Origin of the sequence: Micromonospora avicenniae (assembly GCF_900156065.1) — a bacterium.
Taxonomy (GTDB): Bacteria; Actinomycetota; Actinomycetes; order Mycobacteriales; family Micromonosporaceae; genus Micromonospora; species Micromonospora avicenniae.
In genome coordinates, this window is record NZ_FTNF01000015.1 from 77,626 (window position 1) to 95,131 (window position 17,506).

A 17,506-nucleotide genomic window follows, 5' to 3' on the forward strand; every position below is an offset into this window, starting at 1 on the left:
CCACACCACCTCAGGCCGGTTCCAGCGCGACCAGCGGCTGGTCGTACTCCACCGGTTGGCCGTCGTCGGTCAGCACGGCGGTGACCCGGCCACCCCGGTCCGCGGTGACCTCGTTCATGAGCTTCATCGCCTCGACGATCCCGACGACCTGGCCGGGCCGCACCAGATCGCCGACGGACACGAACGGAGCCGCCCCTGGCTCCGGCGCCCGGTAGAAGGTGCCGACGATCGGCGAACGGACCACCGTTCGGCCGGCCGGCTCGGCAGGCTCGGCCGCGGGCGGTGCGACCGGGGCCGGCTCCCGCGACGCGACGACCTCGGCGGGGGCGGCCGCCCCGACGCCGTGCCACTCCACCTCCAGCACTGTCTCGCCGCTGCGCAGCCGCACCCGCCGTACCGGCCCGGCCAGCTCGGCGACCAGTTGCCGGGCGTGCCGGCGCAGCCCGGCCAGCACGGCGTCGGTGCCGGCTCTCCGGTCGGCGCCGTCGACGACGGTTTCGGGATTCGCCGCGGCCTCCGGCCGGGTCGCTCCGGCGGTCACCGGACACCCGACCGGTTGCCGGCCCGCGCCGCGCCGAAGCGGCGGAAACGCTGGCGACGGTTGCGTACGAGGGTGGCGGTCGGCACGTCGAGCAGCGGCAACAGGTTGGCCCGCACCGCCTCGCGCAGCGCCTCGGCCGCGGCTTCCGGGTCGTCGTGCGCGGCGGCGGCCGGCTCGGGCACGATCTCGTCCACCACGCCGAGCCGGTGCAGGTCCGGCGCGGTCAGTCGTAGCGCGCGGGCGGCCTGCGGAGCGGCCGAGCGGTCCGGCCAGAGGATCGCGGCGCAGCCCTCCGGACTGATCACCGAGTAGACCGCGTGCTGGAGCATCAACACCCGATCGGCCACCGCCAGGGCGAGCGCGCCGCCACTGCCTCCCTCGCCGGTGATCACCGCGACGACCGGGGTGGGGAGCACGGTGAGCGCGAGGATGTTCTCCGCGATGGCCGCGGCCTGGCCCTGCTCCTCGGCGCCGATACCCGGATCGGCGCCGGGGGTGTCCACCAGGGTGACCACGGGCAGGCCGAGCCGTGCGGCCAGCCGCATCAACCGCAGCGCCTTACGGTGACCGGCCGGGCTGGCCATGCCGAAGTTGCGGGTGACCAGCTCGGCGGTGCTGTGTCCCTTCTGGTGGCCGATCACCATGAGCGGTCGCCCGTCGAGGCGGGCCAGTCCGCCGACCACGGCCGGGCAGTCGCCACCGAGCCGGTCGCCGTGCAGCTCGACGAAGCCGTCGAAGGCGGACTCCAGGTAGTCCAGTGTGGTCGGCCGGCCCGCGTGCCGGGCCAGGCGTACGGTCACCCAGGGATCGGTCACCTCGGCCGGGCCGGCGTCGGCGGCGACGTACGGCCGCTGCTGCCGGGGCACGGGCGGGCGGTGCGCCGGGGCACCGGCCCGGCGCGGATGCCCGGCGCGGGCCGCGGCGAGCAGTGCCACCAGCCGCCCCCGCAGGGCCCGGCGGGGCACCACCATGTCGACCTGGCCGTGCCGGAGCAGAAAGTCGGCGGTCTGGAAGCCGTCGGGCAGCGCCCGGCCGGTGACCTGGCGGATCACCCGGGGGCCGGCGAAGCCCATCCGCGCACCGCTCTCGGCGATGACGACGTCGGTGTTGGTGGCGAACGAGGCCGCCACTCCGCCGTACGTCGGATCGGTGAGGACGCTGACCGTGAGCAGGCCCGCCTCACGGAGCGCGGCGATGGCCTGGCTGACGGTGGCCATCTGCATCAGCGACAGGGCACCCTCCTGCATCCGCGCCCCGCCGGACGCGGTCACCAGGATCAGTGGCACCCGCTCGTCGAGCGCGCACTCGGCCGCTCGGGTGATCAGCTCGCCGACGGCGCAGCCGAGGCTGCCGCCGAGGAAACGGAAGTCCATCACCGCGAGTACGGCCGGGTGACCACCGAGGGTGGCCGTACCGCAGAGCACCGCCTCGGTGAGCCCCGTGCCGGCCCGGGCCGCGGTGAGCCGATGCGCGTACGGCACCACGTCGACGAAGTCGATCGGGTCCACGTCGGCGGGGCTGTCGGGCAGCGGCCGGAACGAGTTCGGGTCCACCAACTGCCGCAGCCGGTCCGGCGCGCCGAGCCGGGCGTGCACCCCGCACTCCGGGCAGACGTCCAGGTTGCGACGCAGCCGCTTGCGGTAGAGCAGGGTGGCGCAGCCGGCGCAGCGCGACCAGAGCTGTTCCTCGCGCGGCACGGTGGCGGTCACGACTGCCGCCCGACCGGTGCGGCCGCGTCGAAGCGGTAGAAGCAGTGCGCCATCGCGTCGCGGGGCGAACGCCAGGTCGGCGAGTACGGCGTGATGTACGGCCGTAGCCGGGCGCTGACCCGGTCGAACTCCGGGTGGCCCCGGGCGGCCTGCACCGCGGTGTCGCCGGGCAGCTCGGTCTCGAGCAGGTGCACGTACAGGTCGTGCAACCGGTACAGCGACCGGTGCCGTACCCCGGCCAGGTGCGGCAGCTCCGTGGCGTCTGAGTCGGCGAATATCTGGGCGACCTGCGCCTCCGCGGTCGGGACCACCTTCGCGACGATCAGCGATCGATCCATGGACGGGCCTCCCATCACGGCGTCCGCCGGGCGTGCACGGCGGCGCCGGTCGAGCCGGACGACTGCCGCCACGATGCGTCGGGACTCGTCACGAGGGCGTCACCGCGGCACGCTCCGCAGCAACCCCGCCTGGTGACGCTGCGTTGACGCAAGCTGTGCAGGACCTATGTGCCACCCTTCCCGAACCTTCCTCGTCAGCAGATATCCGCAGTTCAGAGCCGGTCTCGCGGTTGATAGGCAACGATCTGCACCGACATCATCGTGTTGACCCAGAGTGACGGCTATTGATAATCTTCGTCACGGTCAGCCCGGCGACCCGGCGCGACGCCGCGCCTCGGCAGAGCGAAGACAGCGGTGTCACGGGCAGCCGCGCCGGGGGACAGCAGACAGCCGGAGCAAGCGTTCCGCAGGGGGTGCCGCCGTGGAGGCTGATCCGTCCGTGCCGTCGACCGGGATTCGTCCCGGTGCCGGCGTCTCGCTGCACCTGCTCGGCGGTTTCCGACTGCTGCACGGGGACGCGCCGGTGGTGGTGCCCCGCGGTCTGCAACGGGTCATCGCACTGATCGGGCTGCGCCCCGGCGCAACCCGCTGCCAGTTGGCCGGCCTGCTCTGGCCGGACGCCGCCGAGGAACGGGCGCTGTCGTCGCTGCGCACCGCGCTGTGGCGGCTGCGACAGGACCCGTACTGTCCCCTCGCAGTCAGCGCGGACACCGTACGGCTGGCCTCGTCCGTCCGGCTCGACGTCGACGAACTGGTCGGCACCGCCAGCCGGGTACGCGACGGCGACGATCCCCGCGTCGCGAGCGGGGCGCTCGCGGCCGGCCGGCACGACCTGCTCCCCGGCTGGTACGACGACTGGGTACTGCTGGAGCGCGAGCGGCTCCGGCAGCTCCGCCTGCACATGCTGGAGCAGGTGGCCGGCCAGCACCTGGCAGCGGGCCGGCACGGCGAAGCCCTGGACGCGGCGTTGGAGGCGATGGCCGCCGAACCGCTGCGCGAGACACCGCACCGGCTCGTGGTGCGCATCCACCTCGCCGAGGGCAACGCCTTCGAGGCGGTGCACGCCTTCTACGTGTACCGGGACCTGCTCCGGCGCGAGCTGCGGCTGGAGCCCTCGGCGGCGATGTGCGCGCTGCTCGACGACACACTCGCGCCGATCCGCCGCGCTACCCGCGAGGGTGGTGCCGCGCCACGCCGCTCCCCCGGCCACCCGGGCCGCGCGCCGGGCGGGCCGGCTCGTCCGGCGTCACCGACGCGGCGCAACGCGTGACGGACAGGTGACAGGCCGGGCGGCACCGTGGGCGGCACGACAGTCCCGAGGCCTCCGACGGGGGCCACCTGCGGAAGGGGTCCGATGAGCCGTCTACTGATCGTGAGCAGGATAGCCCCCGGTGCGGAGGGCCGCGTGGCGCAGATCTTCACCGAGTCCGACGCTACCGAGCTACCCGGCCTCACCGGCGTCACGCACCGGTCGCTGTACTGCCTGCACGACGTCTTCGTGCACCTGATGGAGACCGCCGACGTCACCCCGGAGGCGTTGAGCGAGGCGCGTAACCATCCGCTCTACCGGCAGGTCAACGAGCGGCTCTCGGCGCACACCTCCCCGTACCTACCCACCTGGCGTTCCCCCCGGGACGCGATCGCCGGCTGCTTCTACCGGTGGGACGCCGCCACCGCGCCCACGCCCGCGCCGCGTGCGGCCGGCTGAGGGCAGCCATGTCCCCCTCAGCGCCGCACGTGCTCATCATCGGCGCGGGCACCGGCGGCCTGTGCCTGGCGCACGGGCTGCGCCGCGCCGGGATCAGCGTCGCTGTCTACGAGCGGTACCGCACCCGGGGTGAGGGGCTGCTCGGCTACCGGGTCGGCATCGGCCCGACCGGCAGCCGGGCGCTGCGCGAGTGCCTGTCGCCGGAGCTGTTCGACGTCTACCTGGCCACCTGCGCCCGCTCGCCGCGCTGGTTCAACGTCATCACCCAGCGGATGCGGCGGACCGCCTCGTTCGAACTGCGCCCGGACACCCATCCGGTCGACACCGAACGGTCGGTGGCCCGGATGACACTGCGCCAGGTCCTGCTCACCGGAATGGAGGACGTCGTCCACTTCGACAGGACCTTCACCCACTACGAGCAGCGGGACGACGGTACGGTCACCGCGCACTTCGCCGACGGAAGCAGCGCGAGCGGGGACCTACTCGTCGCCGCGGACGGCACGCACTCCGCGGTCCGCCGGCAGTACCTGCCGCACGCGGTGACCCGCGACGCCGGAACGATCAACATCGCGACCCGGATTCCGCTCACCGAGCACACCCGCTCGCTCCTGCCGGAGCGGCTCCAACGCGGCATCTCGCTGATCTTCGGTACCGGCGGGATGATGGGTGTGCTGCACGTGATGGATTTCAAGTGGGACGCCGACGGCCGCCTGAAGCCCGGGGTGAGCGAGGCCGACGCGGCTCTGCTGTCCCCGTGGTCCGGCAGGGCGCACGACCCGACCCGCGACAACATCAACCTCGTCGTCTGGAGCACCGCCCGCCGGTTCCCGCACGACGTGATGCAGCGTCGCGGCGACGAACTCGTGCAGGTCGCGCTCGAGCTCACCGGGAACTGGCACCCGAACCTGCGTGAGCTGCTGATGCGCGGCGATCCGGCCAGCGTGCTACCGATCCGGGTCACCACCTCCGAGCCGGTGCCGCCCTGGAAGAGCAGCACGGTGACGCTGCTCGGCGACGCCATCCACACCATGACCCCCGGTCGCGGGGTGGGCGCGAACACCGCGCTGCGCGACGCCGTCCTGCTCTGCCGGCAGCTGCGCCTCGCGGCGGCCGGCGAGAAGACCCTGCTACAGGCGGTCGCGGACTACGAGACGGAGATGCTCCCGTACGGGTTCGCCCGGGTCGCCGACTCGCTCAACCGCAGCGGCACCAATGGGGACGACCGGATGTACAAGCCCGTCGTCGGCCGGCTCGCGCTGCTCGGCGCGCGGGGCTACTTCGGCGTCACCAGCCGGGTGCCCCGGCTACGACGCAACTTCGTAGACGACTTCTACACCTACCGTGGTGAGGAGGACTGAATCCACCACCTGAACGACCCCGGCGCCACGGCGCCGGGGTCGTCGCCGTCCGGACCGGCACCGTACGTCACACCCCACACACCCCTGGTGCCGGACGGCTGCGCCGTTACGGTACGACCCCGAGCCTCCCGAGCGCCCCGGCCGCGCGTATGCGAAGCTGCGGCGGGTTTTCCCACGTTACTTATCGACGAGGTGAGAGGGAGGTCTGCCGTGGCGTGGTCCTTCGGGCACTCGCTGACAGTGATACTGGCCCTGCTGATCGGTGTGGCAGGCGGCTGGATCCTGCGCGGCCGGCGCGACGCACAGAAGTCCGAGCAGGCCACCGTGGACGGTGCGGCGGTCGCCCCGGCGGCCGTGCTCGCCGCCCCGGCGCCGGCCGCCGTCACCGACCCCGGACCGGCGGTGGCGACGATCGACCCGGCGCCGAACGAAGTCGCCGACGAGACGGTCACCGACCCGCTCGCGCGGCCGGACGACACCACGGCGCCGGACGACGCGGCGCTCGCGGTGACCACCGACGCCGCGCCGGCCTCCGACGTCGACCCGGCTGACATGGCGCTGACCGACGGTCCGGCGCCCGTCGTCGCACCGCGTCCCGCGCCCGAGGCCGAACGGCTCGACGCCGCCGGAGCGGGCGAGTCCCTCGAACCGGCCGCGGTCACTCCGGACTCCGAGCCGGCGACGGGTTCGGCCGTCGCCGACGAACCGGTCCCCGCCAGGACGCCGCGCACCGACACGGGCTTCAGCGCGTCCCTCGCGGCCGAGCCGTTCGGTGCCCTCGTGCCCGCCACCGACTCGGAGGAGGGCACGCGGGCGCACGTCGAGCCGGGTCCCGAGGCCTCCACCGACGTCGAGCCGGCCGTGGACACGCGGGCCGGGGCCGGGCCGGACGTGAAGGCCACCGACGCCGCGACCGCCGCCCCGAACCTCGCAGCCGGACCGCCGGCCGCACCGATCGAGGCCGCGTCGGCGGACGGGCCGACGACGGACGCCGCGGTCGCCGGGGCCACGCCTGCCACCGAAGAGGCCAAGGACGACGAGCGTGCCGAGGCGCCGGCCGCGGCGACCCGCCGGTCCACGGTCGCCACCCCGCCGGTCCGCCCGGTGGCCGCGACCTCGGTCGAGGTGGACGACTTCCGCCGGATCCAGGGCATCGGTCCGAAGATGGCCGCCGCGCTGCAGGCCGCCGGTGTCCGGACCTACCAGCAGCTGGCCGACCTCGACGAGACCGCGCTGCGCGACCTCATCCGGGGCGCCGGTCTGCGGGCCGCGCCCGGCCTGGCCACCTGGCCGCAGCAGGCGAGGGTGCTCGCCTCCGCACCGGACGAGGCGGCGGCCGCACTGCCCGCGCACACCGGCACGAACGAGGCCTGACGCCGGCCTCCGGGCCCGTGCCGCCGAGCGGATCGTCGCGCCGGCACGGGCCCGGAGTCCCGGCACGGTGTGCCGCCGGCCGCCACGCCGACGGCCGTGACCGCCACGGCCGACACCAGCCAACCGCCCGGCTCACCCACCTTGGCGCGTCACACCAGCGCGTCGTCGTACGCCCGCACGCGCAGCCGCTGCCCGACGTCGGCGGCGAGGCGCACCTGGAGCCCGAGGGGCGCCGCCGCCCGGCGAACCGCGTCGACGTGCAGCGAACCGTGCCGGTCCACGATGAGCACCGGGGGCTCCTCGCGCTCTCCCTCCGGCTGGTGGAACGAGAGCAGCGTGACCGACGTGGGCAGGTAGACGGCGTACACGGCCCGGGCGGCCGCCTCGTCACGGTGCGCGAGCAGGACGAGGTCGGGAAGGTGGGCGAAGTCGGCGGCGAGGCGATCGGCCTTCCAGTGCGCGGGCTCCTCGTCGACGCCCGTCAGGTGGCGGGATCGGTTCGCCGAGGTGATCGCGAGGTGGTCCACGCCTGCCTCGGACGCCGCCCGCTCGATGAAGGCGTTCGACGGGCAGAGCACCCCCGGTGCGATCACCTGTGTGGTGCGTACTCCACGGTCATGCTGCGTGAGGTGGTCCGGCAGCCGGTCGGCGGCCGGGCCCCGGAACCCGAACGGGCCCGCGCCGTAGAGGATCTCCATCAGCGCGCGTACCCGCCGCTCCGGCAACCGGGGTGAGATCCGGGACCAGTCGAACATGGACGGTATCCGGTACGCGGCCACCGTGATGCTGCCGACCTGATCCGCCGACCGTCCCTTGGCCCGGTTGAGCCGGCGTACGCACTCCGCCTCCGGCCGGGCGACGAGCGCGTAGAAGTTCGCGAAGGCCACCGCGACGACCGCGCCGTCGGCGAGTGCACGGGCCGCGAAGGCCACGTCGTCGGGGCGGTCGATGTACCGGGTCGGGGTCCGGGTGTCCATGGCTCCTCCTCGGCGAGCGCCGTGAGGCCAGTTCTACGTGCGTCGCGGTGGGTGGCGCGGAGGTCGGTCCTCGATCCGATAGTGACCACGGCCGAACCGGTGCGGCCGGCCGATGCGACCTCGTACCACCGGCCCGCCACGGCCAGCCGGACGGCCCGGGAGGTGCCGCCGATCGGCGGCGCCGTTAGCGGATCTGCGCGGCTGGGTACAACCGCTGCACCTCACACACACCACAACCCCCTCAGGAGGCACGCCATGCGTGGCACGTCGATACTCGGAGTCCTGGTCGTGATCTGGCTGATCATCGGCGCGATCGCCGCCGGCCAGCGGGGCTACTACGGCGGCGACGACACCAACTGCGCGGAGGCGGGCACCATCCTGGTCACGATCGTGGCTGGTCCGCTGAACTACATCGGCGCCAACCCGAAGGTCGACTGCGAGCTGCCGGAGCCGTCCAAGTAGGACCTGACGCCTGCCGTACCGGTACGCGCCCGCGCCAACCGGAGGAGCAGAGCCGTGCCGGCGTCCCGTTCGGTCGGGGTGCCGGGCTCGCAGGTGACACCCCTGACGCGCGGTCGGGCGCACCCGGTGCGCCCGTGGCGGTCATCGAGACCGTCGCGAGCGTCCGGGTGCGCCCTGTCGTACGCCGATCGCCGTCAGCGGAAGCAGTTGGCCACCGGCGTGGTGCTACCCACGCAGTTCGTCTGCTCATTGCCGGTGATGACGCTCTCGTCGTCGATGCGGACCTGCGCCCGCTCGATGAAGAGACCGCCCGGCTGCCCGGTCGCGTTGTTGCCGACGACCGTGCTGGTGTAGATGGACACCTGACCGGCGGTCCCGTAGATTCCCCCGCCCTTCGAGGTGACACCGGCCGCCTCGTTGTCGGTGACGTCGCTGCCACGCACGAGCAGGTTGGACTTCTCGGCGAAGATGCCGCCACCGTGGCCGTGGCTCGTGTTGCCGGCCACCACGCTGTCGTCCAGCGGAAGCAGGCCCTGGGTCGTCGAGATGCCGCCGCCCTTGACGGTGGAGATGTTGTCCCGGATCGTCATCTCACGCAGCACGATCACCGCGTCGGAGTTGGCGATGCCGCCGCCGATCTTGGCCGTGTTGCCGAGCACCTCGGTGTCGAGGACCTTGGTACGGGCCGAGAAGCTGGCGATGCCGCCACCCTGCACCGCGCTGTTCTGAGTGAACGTGGTGCCCTCGACGTCCGCCGCGCCGCGGTAGTTGCCCAGGCCGCCGCCGTACGCGTTGGCGCTGTTGCGGCGGAACTCCGAGTCGCGCAGCGTCAGCACGCCACCGTTGAGCAGGCCCCCGCCCTTGCCCTCGGCGCCGGCCGCGTTGTTGCCGACCAGCCGGAGGTCGGAGGCCACGAGGTTGCCGTCGTTGAAGATGCCACCGCCGCCGCCGTCCTTGGAGAGCGAGGTGTTGCTGGTGAAGGTGACGCGCTCGACGACGGCGGTCGCACCGTGCACGATGTGGATGGCGCCGCCCTCGAGCTTGGAGCGCCCGTTACGCAGCTCGACATCGCGCAGGAACAGCTCGCCGCCGTCACGGACCGTGAAGAAGCGGAACTCCTCGGCCTGCTTGTCACGCTCGATGATCGCTCCGGCCCCGTCGATGATGATCGGCTGGTAGATCACCGGCAGGCCCGCCTTGTCGTCCGCCAGGTTGCGCGGGGGCGCCTCCGCGTCGCCGGGAGTCTCGGCCACAGCTCCCGGCGTCTCAGCCGCAGCACCCGGGCTCTCGGCCACGGCAGCCGGGCTCTCCGCCACAACGGCCGGACTCTCGGCCACAGCGGCCGGGCTCGCAGCCAAAGGACCCGGGCTCTCCGCCACAACGGCCGGACTCTCCGCCACAGCGGCCGGGCTCTCAGCCACGGCACCCGGGGTCGCGGCCGCGCCGCCCGCGTTCTCGGCCGCGTCGGCCGCCTCCCGCGCGTCTCGGATTCCGCCGTCGTAGTCGTCGGGCTGCGCGAACGCCTGGGTCAGCGTGTACTTGCACTTCGGCGCGAGCCGCAGCGACCCGCCACCCTCCGCGTTGGCCTTCACGAGCGCCGCCACGAGCTTCTCCGCGTCGCAGGGCACCTGCACGACCGGATGACGCCCCGTCCCGGGGCCATCGGCGATCCGGCCGTCCGGCCGAGCGACGCGGTCACTCGCCGCGTCGATGATGGGCCGGTCTGTGTCACCGGCCGCCGCCGCGACGCCACTGACCCCCACCGCGCCCACGACCAGGCTGCCCGCGAGCAGCCCTCCCGTCATCAACCAACGGGGCCGGCTGGGTACCGCCCGCCGGCTCCCTCCGTACGTCGACATCTCTTCCGCCCTCCTGGCTGCCTGACCTAGCCGCGCCGAAACGGGCGCGGGGTGAGCGACGTGCCGTCAACCACCGAAAGCCACGATACGTGCGCAATACGGACAGTTGGCGTGAACGTGAATAGTCGTTCCTATTCACGTTTTGGGTCGCACCCGACCAGGGAAGGGGGCATACGGCCCGGCGCCGGGACGGCGGGCGTACGTCGGCGCTCAGCCGCCGACGTGGATGCCGGGACGCCGGGCGGGATCCGGCTCGCTGCGGCGAATGATCTCCCGGACCACCGGTGGCGTGTCGCCGCGTCCGAGGATCAGGTAACGCAACAGGTGCCCGATGGGGCTCCCCTCCGACCACTCGAAGTGGGCGTGCGGCCGGACGCCGGTCACGTCCCGCAGCGCCAGCAGGATCGCGGCGATCGCGTTCGGAGCCGCCGGGCTGCTGGCCCGCAGTACCCGGAACCCCCCGACCTCCACCCCGTGCACCCGCAGCACGTGGCTGAACTCCGAGGGGTCGATGACGTCGATCTCGAGGAAGAGCACGTCCGCCGCGCCGGGCACCGGGTTCATCGCCCGCTGGGCCCGCTCCTTCAGGGTGTATTCCTTCAGCGCACCGGCCTTGCGCTTGTTGGCGATCAGATGCAGCCGCCCGTCGTGCGCCACCGACTGGGCGATGAACCTGCGGGCCGCGTCGTCGAACTCGATGCGCTCCGCCCGCAGCTCGGTCGTCCGCGTCACCCGGGAGATCAGTGACACCACGATGATGGCGAGGATGAACAGGCTGGAGATGGCGATCCCGTCCGGATGCTCGACGATGTTGTCGCCGAGGGCGTACAGCAGCACCAGGGTGAGCACCGTGAAGCCGGCGGCGGCGACGCGCCGACGCCGCCGGAGCACGGCGATGGTCACCGCCGTCGCGCCGGAGACCATCATGGCCAGGATCCCGGTGGCGTACGCGCCGGCCTGGGCGTCGACCTCGGCCCGGAAGGCGATCGTGATCGCGACGCTGACCAGCGTGTAGACCACCACGACCGGGCGCACCGCCCGCGCCCACTCCGGCGCCATGCCGTACGACGGCAGGTAGCGCGGCACGATGTTGATCAAACCGGCCATCGCCGAGGCGCCGGCGAACCAGAGGATGAGCACGCTGCTGATGTCGTACACCGTGCCGAAGACCTCGCCCAGGTGGGCGTGGGCGAGGAAGGCCAGGGCGCGGCCGTTCGCCGGACCGCCCGCCCGGAACGCCTCCGGCGGGATGAGCACCGTGGTGACGAAGGTGGTCAGCAGCAGGTAGACCGACATGATCGACGCGGCGGCGGTGAGCAGTCTTCTCGTGTTGCGGATCCGGGCGGCCAGCCGGGCCTCGGGGTCCGCCCCCCTGCCGGACACCAGCGGCATCATGCTCACGCCGGTCTCGAAGCCCGACAGCCCCAGCACCAGCAGGGGAAAGGCGAGCACGGTGGTCAACACCATGTCGCCCGGCCCGCCGACGCCCGAGGTCAGCGCGTCGCCCCAGTCCCCGAGGACGCCCGGGTCGTCGACGATCCGGGCCATCGAGTCCGCCACGATCACCGCGTTGAGCACCAGGAAGACGACGACCAGCGGGATGGCCACCGCCACCGCCTCGCGGAACCCGAGCAGGAACACCCCGCCGAGGACGAGCAGCAGCACCACGGTGACCGTGACGGCGACCCCGGTGCCGTGGAAAACGTCCGGCAGGTACGGGTTCTCCAGCAGGTGCACCGTCGCGTCGGCCGCGGAGAGCGTGATCGTGATGATCCACGAGGTCGCCACGAAACCGAGCAGGACGAGGACGAAGATCTTGCCACGCCAGAACGGCAGCAACCGCTCGAGCATCGCCACCGAGCCCTGTCCGTGCGGGCTCTCCCGGGCCACCCGCCGGTACATCGGCAGCATCCCGAACAGGGTCAGCGCGACGATCAGCAGTGTCGCGAGCGGCGAGAGCGCGCCCGCCGCGACCGCCGCGATGGCCGGCAGGTAGGACAACGTGGAGAAGTAGTCCACCCCGGTCAGGCACATCACCTGCCACCAGGGATGCGTACGGGACTGCCCCTCCACCGCCTCCGGACCGACCGGCTGCACCCGGTGCCGGAACAGCCACTGGTGCAGGCGGCCGGGCGGCGGTGCCTGGCGCGACGGGCTGGGCACCCGCTCCGGAACGGTCACCCGGCGGCCACTGGGCTCCGAGCGGTTCGGATCGCGGGCGGCCCGCAGCTCCGGCCCGGGCCCGGTCGGCTGCCGGCGTCCGTGCCCCCGTCGCGGTCTCCCCCCGTGCTCCTCAGCCATGTGCCCCGTCCCGCAACTCGCCGGCTCCTGACCCGACCGTAGGGGCTACGCCGGCCCATGCCCGGCGGAACCGGGGAAGCGGCTCAGCGGCTCGCGCCGCCCAGCAGGCCGGCCAGGCCGTCCGGGTCCGCGACCGTGATCGTCACCGCCGGGTGACGCAGCCACCGCCCGGGCGCCAGCGCCGGGACGGGGGTACGGAAGCGGACGCAGAGCCCCGCCGAGGTGCTGCTGCCGAAGGTGGCTCCCGCGTCGGCCAGCGACAGGTGCGCGCCGATCACCCGCCACCAGCGGTACGGCCCGCCACGCTCCACCCCTGTCACGTTCTCCCGGGTCGTGGTCAACCGCCAGGGCCCGAAGCGGACGAGCAGCCGCCCGTCGTCGTCCACCTCCACCCAGGCGGTCCCGGGCCGGATGCCGACCAGCGCCAGCACCGGACGGAACGCCGGATCGAAACGGAACGGGAAGCGTCGGCTCATCGCGTACCGCCGTTGGGACACGGGGTGGGGCCACCTGGGCGCGGCGGCCCGGGGCGCGCGGGGCGGGGCCTGGCGGTCGGCCGGCGCCGGATCGGCAGTTTCATGAGGCGGGCGTACCCGGTGCCGCGCGACCGACACCCCGAACGCGGGAGGGCGGGCAGGCTCAGTCCAGCAGTGCCCGTACTCGACCATCGCCGCGGTCCGCCGCGGCAGCATCGCCGCCAGGGCGGATCGCTCGGCCTCCGACACTCCGTGCCCGTCGGCCAGGGTGCGCAGCCGGCGGGCCGACTCGCCCGCGGGCCGGTCGGCCCGCATGCCGGCCATGCTCTGCTCCGTGGCAGGGCGCCGCCGGTCCCCCCGAACCGGCGGCGCTTCCCCCCGCGCCTTTCGATGACACGCCCCCGCGTTCCGCCCCCCGGACGGAACGCGGGGACCCCCCGTCCCGGCTACTGCAGGAACGCCCCCAGGGGTGAGAGCAGCAGCCGACCGAGCGCCGCGGCCGTCGAATCCAGCCGGTTGCGCTCACACTCATGGGCGGCCGGGTCGTGCCGGCACTGCCAGATCTTCTGCGCGTTGCGCCAGGCGACGTCGCGGGTGTAATCGACCAGCTCCCCCTGGTACCAGTCGTCGATGTCGCCGTTGAGCATGTCGATGAGCAGCTGCCACCGCTCCAGGTAGCCCCGGCGCAGCTGGGGGATCTTCTCCGCGAAGATGTTGTTGATCTCGAGGTAGTCGCGGTGCTGGTCACTGCCGTCCATCGGCTCGGACTCGAGGTGGTCGAACGTCGTGACCAGGGCGAACGGCAGGTCGAAGTTGATGTGGGCGTTCACCCCGGCGGCCGCCGAGGGCAGCGGACGGGCGTCCGGCCCGTGCATGCGCTCGAAGAGGCAGGACCAGGCCTTCGGCGTGCCCGCGCTGGAGTCGGTCCAGAGCCGCATCGCGTCGAAGTAGCGGGCCGCGAACTCCACGTCGAGCCGGGACAGGAAGACCGGGTCCACGAACCGGTCGTCGTAGAGCCCGTCGAGCACGGTGGTGGTGATGGTCAGGTAGAGCTTGTTGAAGTCGGCCAGCGGGCAGCTGTCCAGCAGCGGAGGCATCCGGACCAGCAGATCCTGGAGTTTCGTGAGGTGGTCGACCACCGCCGGCACGTCGGCCGGGTGGTCGGCGAGCAGGTCGACGATGTCCCGGTGCACGGGCCCCCAGACCGGTTCCGACATCTCTCCTCCACCGTGGTGCACGACACCTGCGCGCCGATCGCGACAGGGCACAGCCTGCCAGCCGGCGCTGTCCGCCGGATCAGTAGAACGACGTATAAGGCGCGGCCCGCGCCGGGCGGGTCAGCCGCGCCCGTTACGTAGGTAGATCGCGCTGGCCTGGACCCGGGTGCGGACCTGGAGCTTGTCGAAGATGTGCGACACGTGCACCCCGATGGTCCGCTCGCTGATGAACAGCCGCTGGCCGATCTCCTTGTTCGTCAGTCCCTCGGCCACCGAGGCGAGCACCTCGCGCTCCCGGGCGGTCAGCGTCGCCAGCTCGTCGCCGCCCGCCGCGTCGGTCGCCCCGTCCCGCCCCGCGGCCGGCTCCCGCTCGTCCAGCGTCACCCGGGCACGGGTCGCCAGCGTCCTGATCTCCGAGGTCATCGGCACCGCGCCGAGGCCCTGGGCCGTCCGGTACGCCTCGCGCAGCAGCTTGCCGGCGGTCGCCACCCGGCTGCGCCGGGCCAGCAGCGCCTCCGCCTGCCGCAGCCGCGAGTACGCCGCCGGGTAGGGGTGGTTGCGCCGATCCCATTCGGCCACCGACCGGGCCCACAGCTCCGGGTCGTTGCCGTCGAGCCGGCTCACCTCCGCGTCGCAGAGCGCCAGGAACCCGTCGACCACGTCACGCACCGGCCGGGCGGCCTTCTCACTCTTACGGGCGACCCGGTCGGCCACGTCGCGCAGCCGCCGTACCGCCGTCCGGTCGACCGGGACGGTGCGGCTGGCGTGCGCCTCGGCCTCGGCGCGCAGCCCGTGCCAGACCAGCGCGGCGAGGATCGCCACGTCGTCGGAGCGGCTCTCGGTCAACCCGCGCTGCACCGCCTGCCGGGCGAGATTGTGCCGCCCCTGCCACATGGCGAGCCCGGCCCGCAGGGTCAGCAGCGGGATCACGTGCCGGGCGCCGCCGCCGGCGAGCACCGTGGCCACGGCGTCGAGGTCCCGGTCGGCCGCCTCGATGTCGCCGTAGCCGACCGAGAGCCGGCAACGGGCCAGCAGCAGCTCGACGGCGTCGGCGCCGGACGGGCGGTGCCGTAGCGCCGCCGCGACGACCTTCTCCGCCTCCGCCCACTGCCCCACCCGGAACAGCCCGTTGGTGGCGATGGCCAGCAGCCGGGTCTCGTAGGTGCGACCGAGGCCCAGCTCGGCCACCCTTTCGGCACCCCGGCGGGCCACCACCACCCCCTCCTCGAGGATGTTCAGCGGGCCGGTGAGCAACTCGGCCAGGTGCAGGTACGCGCAGGCCACGTCGTCCGGGCCGCCCGCCTGCTCGGCGATCTCCAACGCCCGCCGCACCACCGCGAGGCCGGCGTCCGGGTCCTCCAGGTACGCCTCGCTGAAGCCCAACGCGGCGCTCGCGAGCACCACCTCGGACGTGGCGCCGTCCACCGCCGCGGTCAGCTCCAGCGCCTCCCGGGCCCGCCGGCCCGCGTCGGCGTACCGGCCCAGGTGCAGCAGCAGCTCGGCCAGGTGGGCGGCGGCGGTGGCCCGTTCCCGGGGCGTGCAGTCGTGGGCCTCCAACGCCCGCCGGTACTCCGCCTCGGCCGGGGCGGACCGCCCGGCCGCGGCGAGGTAGCGGGCCCGGCGGATGTGCAGCGCGCAGCTGGACATGGCGCCCGCGCCGGCCAGCTCCTCCAGCAGGGCCAGCGCCCGGGCGTGCTCGCCACAGTGGTGGGCCGCCTCGGCGGCGTGCCCCAGCAGGTCGGCCCGGTCCACCGTACGCGTGCCGACGGCCGGTGCGTCGGCCAGTTGCAGTGCGGCCGACCAGTGCCGGTGCGCCTCCGCGTAGCCGTGCAGGCGTTCCGCCTCGCGGGCGGCGGCGACCGCCGCCGGCAGCGCGCGGGCGGGCTCGCCGGCCAACCGCCAGTGGTGCGCCAGCCGGGCCTGGTGCAGCTCGGCCTCCGCCGAGGTCAGCGCCTCGGCGTAGCGGCGGTGCAGCGCGGAACGCTCCGCCGGCAGCAGCTCGTCCTCCAGCACCTCGGCCACCAGCCGGTGCCGCAGCCGGTAGCCGTCGTCCGCGCTGACGAGCAGCCGGTGCGCGACGGTCGCCCGGACGGCCTCGATCAGTTCCTGTTCGGGCAGCCGTACCACCCGTGCCAGCAGCCAGTGCTGCACCGGCTCCACGCCGGCGGCGACCGCGTGCACCACGGCGTGCGCGTGCTGGGGCAGCGCGTCGACGCGGGCCAGGAAGATCTCCCGCAAGGTGTCGGAGAGACCGTCGCGGCCGTCGCGCAGGTCCCGGGCCAGCTCCTCGATGACGAACGGGTTGCCACCGCTGCGCTGCCACACCTGATCGGCCGACTCGGCGCCGAGCGGGCGACCGACGACCGCGGCGGCGAGCTGCTCGGTGGCGCCCCGGTCGAGCGGGGCGAGGTCCAGTACCCGGACCGAGCGCAGCCGGCGCAGCTCGGTGAGGACCCGGCGCAGCGGGTGCGCGCCCTGCAACGACTCGGCACGGATGGCCGCGAGCACCGACAGCTGGAGGTCCCCGAGACCGGCGAGCAGGTAGAGCAGGAGCTGCCGGGTGCTCCGGTCGACCCACTGGAGGTCGTCCAGCACCAGCACCAGAGGCCGGCCCTCCGCGATCAGGTGCAGGCCGCGGGAGACCCGCTCCAACAGCGCGCCCGCGCCGTCGGGTCCGGCGGTCTCCTCGGCGAACATCTGCAGCAGTGCCCGGACGGCCGTGGAGGTGCGGGTGTGCGAGGTGGACAGTTCGGCGTCGAAGCGGCGCAGCGCCTGCAGCAACGGGTGCAGCGGTGAGGCGTCGCCGATGTCCAGGCACGAACCGGTGAGCACCAGGGCGCCGGCGTCGCGCAGCTGCGCACCGACTTCGCGCAGCAGCCGCGTCTTGCCGACGCCACTCTCGCCGGTGAGGAAGACGGCCGCGGTGTGCCCCTGAGCCACGTCGTCGAGCAGGGCCGACCGGACCGACTTCAGCAGGTCGGCCCGGCCGATGAGCGGTGCAGTGTCCACATCGCTGGCCATGGCACGCAGCCTAGTCACAGGCCCCCGCACCGTTCTACGGCCGATTGCCCCATGTGGTACTCCTCGCGTCGACAATGCGACCGAAGGTTGCGGCGGTCGACATACGTCGTCCTACCGATCCCCATCCGGCCGGGGGGTGCGAGTCTCCTGAGGTCACGCGCCGCC

14 protein-coding genes are annotated in these 17,506 nt (G+C 73.5%); 5 read left to right on the top strand and 9 right to left on the bottom strand.

Going from position 1 to position 17,506, the window contains the following annotated elements:
- Window positions 1-10: 10 nt before the first annotated feature.
- From accB to BXA10_RS21845, 3 genes are all read right to left on the bottom strand, one after another.
- Window positions 11-454, bottom strand: coding sequence for an acetyl-CoA carboxylase biotin carboxyl carrier protein (accB, locus tag BXA10_RS21835; protein WP_245828353.1), 444 nt, complete (start codon window positions 452-454; stop codon window positions 11-13).
- An 83-nt stretch (window positions 455-537) separates the two neighbouring features.
- On the bottom strand, window positions 538-2,250 hold the full coding sequence (locus tag BXA10_RS21840) for an acetyl-CoA carboxylase carboxyltransferase subunit alpha (RefSeq protein WP_076472676.1): 1,713 nt from the start codon (window positions 2,248-2,250) through the stop codon (window positions 538-540).
- On the bottom strand, window positions 2,247-2,588 hold the full coding sequence (locus tag BXA10_RS21845; protein WP_076472720.1) for a TcmI family type II polyketide cyclase: 342 nt from the start codon (window positions 2,586-2,588) through the stop codon (window positions 2,247-2,249). The genes BXA10_RS21840 and BXA10_RS21845 overlap by 4 nt, the downstream gene beginning before the upstream one ends.
- 421 nt (window positions 2,589-3,009) lie before the next feature.
- Here BXA10_RS21845 and BXA10_RS21850 point away from each other — a divergent pair, with 421 nt between their 5' ends.
- From BXA10_RS21850 to BXA10_RS32740, 4 genes are all read left to right on the top strand, one after another.
- Window positions 3,010-3,858 (top strand): AfsR/SARP family transcriptional regulator, encoded by an 849-nt coding sequence (locus tag BXA10_RS21850; RefSeq protein WP_076472677.1) that lies wholly within the window; start codon window positions 3,010-3,012, stop codon window positions 3,856-3,858.
- Between the two features lie 84 nt (window positions 3,859-3,942).
- Window positions 3,943-4,296, top strand: a complete 354-nt coding sequence (locus BXA10_RS21855) for a TcmI family type II polyketide cyclase (RefSeq protein ID WP_076472678.1) — start codon at window positions 3,943-3,945, stop codon at window positions 4,294-4,296.
- 8 nt (window positions 4,297-4,304) lie between these two features.
- Window positions 4,305-5,654, top strand: coding sequence for an FAD-dependent oxidoreductase (locus tag BXA10_RS21860; protein WP_076472679.1), 1,350 nt, complete (start codon window positions 4,305-4,307; stop codon window positions 5,652-5,654).
- 210 nt (window positions 5,655-5,864) lie between these two features.
- Complete coding sequence (locus BXA10_RS32740; RefSeq protein WP_084753115.1) at window positions 5,865-7,028, top strand: NADH-quinone oxidoreductase subunit E; 1,164 nt, start codon at window positions 5,865-5,867, stop codon at window positions 7,026-7,028.
- A gap of 149 nt (window positions 7,029-7,177) precedes the next feature.
- Here BXA10_RS32740 and BXA10_RS21870 read toward each other — a convergent pair whose 3' ends face one another.
- Entirely contained in the window at window positions 7,178-8,005 is an 828-nt protein-coding gene (locus BXA10_RS21870; protein WP_076472680.1) for an L-threonylcarbamoyladenylate synthase, read from the bottom strand.
- Window positions 8,006-8,260: 255 nt separating this feature from the next.
- Between BXA10_RS21870 and BXA10_RS21875 the strand changes: the two genes are divergently transcribed.
- A complete protein-coding gene (locus BXA10_RS21875; RefSeq protein WP_076472681.1) occupies window positions 8,261-8,467 on the top strand; it encodes a hypothetical protein in 207 nt (68 codons plus the stop codon).
- A gap of 194 nt (window positions 8,468-8,661) precedes the next feature.
- Here the strand turns inward: BXA10_RS21875 and BXA10_RS21880 are convergent, their stop codons facing one another.
- The 5 genes from BXA10_RS21880 to BXA10_RS21900 all read right to left on the bottom strand — a co-directional run bounded on the left by BXA10_RS21880 (window position 8,662) and on the right by BXA10_RS21900 (window position 17,341).
- Window positions 8,662-10,137, bottom strand: coding sequence for a hypothetical protein (locus BXA10_RS21880; protein ID WP_425436103.1), 1,476 nt, complete (start codon window positions 10,135-10,137; stop codon window positions 8,662-8,664).
- A 399-nt stretch (window positions 10,138-10,536) separates the two neighbouring features.
- Window positions 10,537-12,627 (bottom strand): amino acid transporter, encoded by a 2,091-nt coding sequence (locus tag BXA10_RS21885; RefSeq protein ID WP_084753119.1) that lies wholly within the window; start codon window positions 12,625-12,627, stop codon window positions 10,537-10,539.
- 83 nt (window positions 12,628-12,710) lie between these two features.
- Window positions 12,711-13,427, bottom strand: a complete 717-nt coding sequence (locus tag BXA10_RS32235; protein ID WP_245828344.1) for a hypothetical protein — start codon at window positions 13,425-13,427, stop codon at window positions 12,711-12,713.
- A gap of 122 nt (window positions 13,428-13,549) precedes the next feature.
- Window positions 13,550-14,320, bottom strand: a complete 771-nt coding sequence (locus BXA10_RS21895) for a DUF5995 family protein (RefSeq protein ID WP_076472683.1) — start codon at window positions 14,318-14,320, stop codon at window positions 13,550-13,552.
- Window positions 14,321-14,440: 120 nt separating this feature from the next.
- Window positions 14,441-17,341 carry a helix-turn-helix transcriptional regulator gene (locus BXA10_RS21900; RefSeq protein WP_076472684.1) on the bottom strand — a complete coding sequence of 967 codons (2,901 nt, stop codon included), beginning with the start codon at window positions 17,339-17,341 and terminating at the stop codon, window positions 14,441-14,443.
- Window positions 17,342-17,506 lie beyond the last annotated feature (165 nt).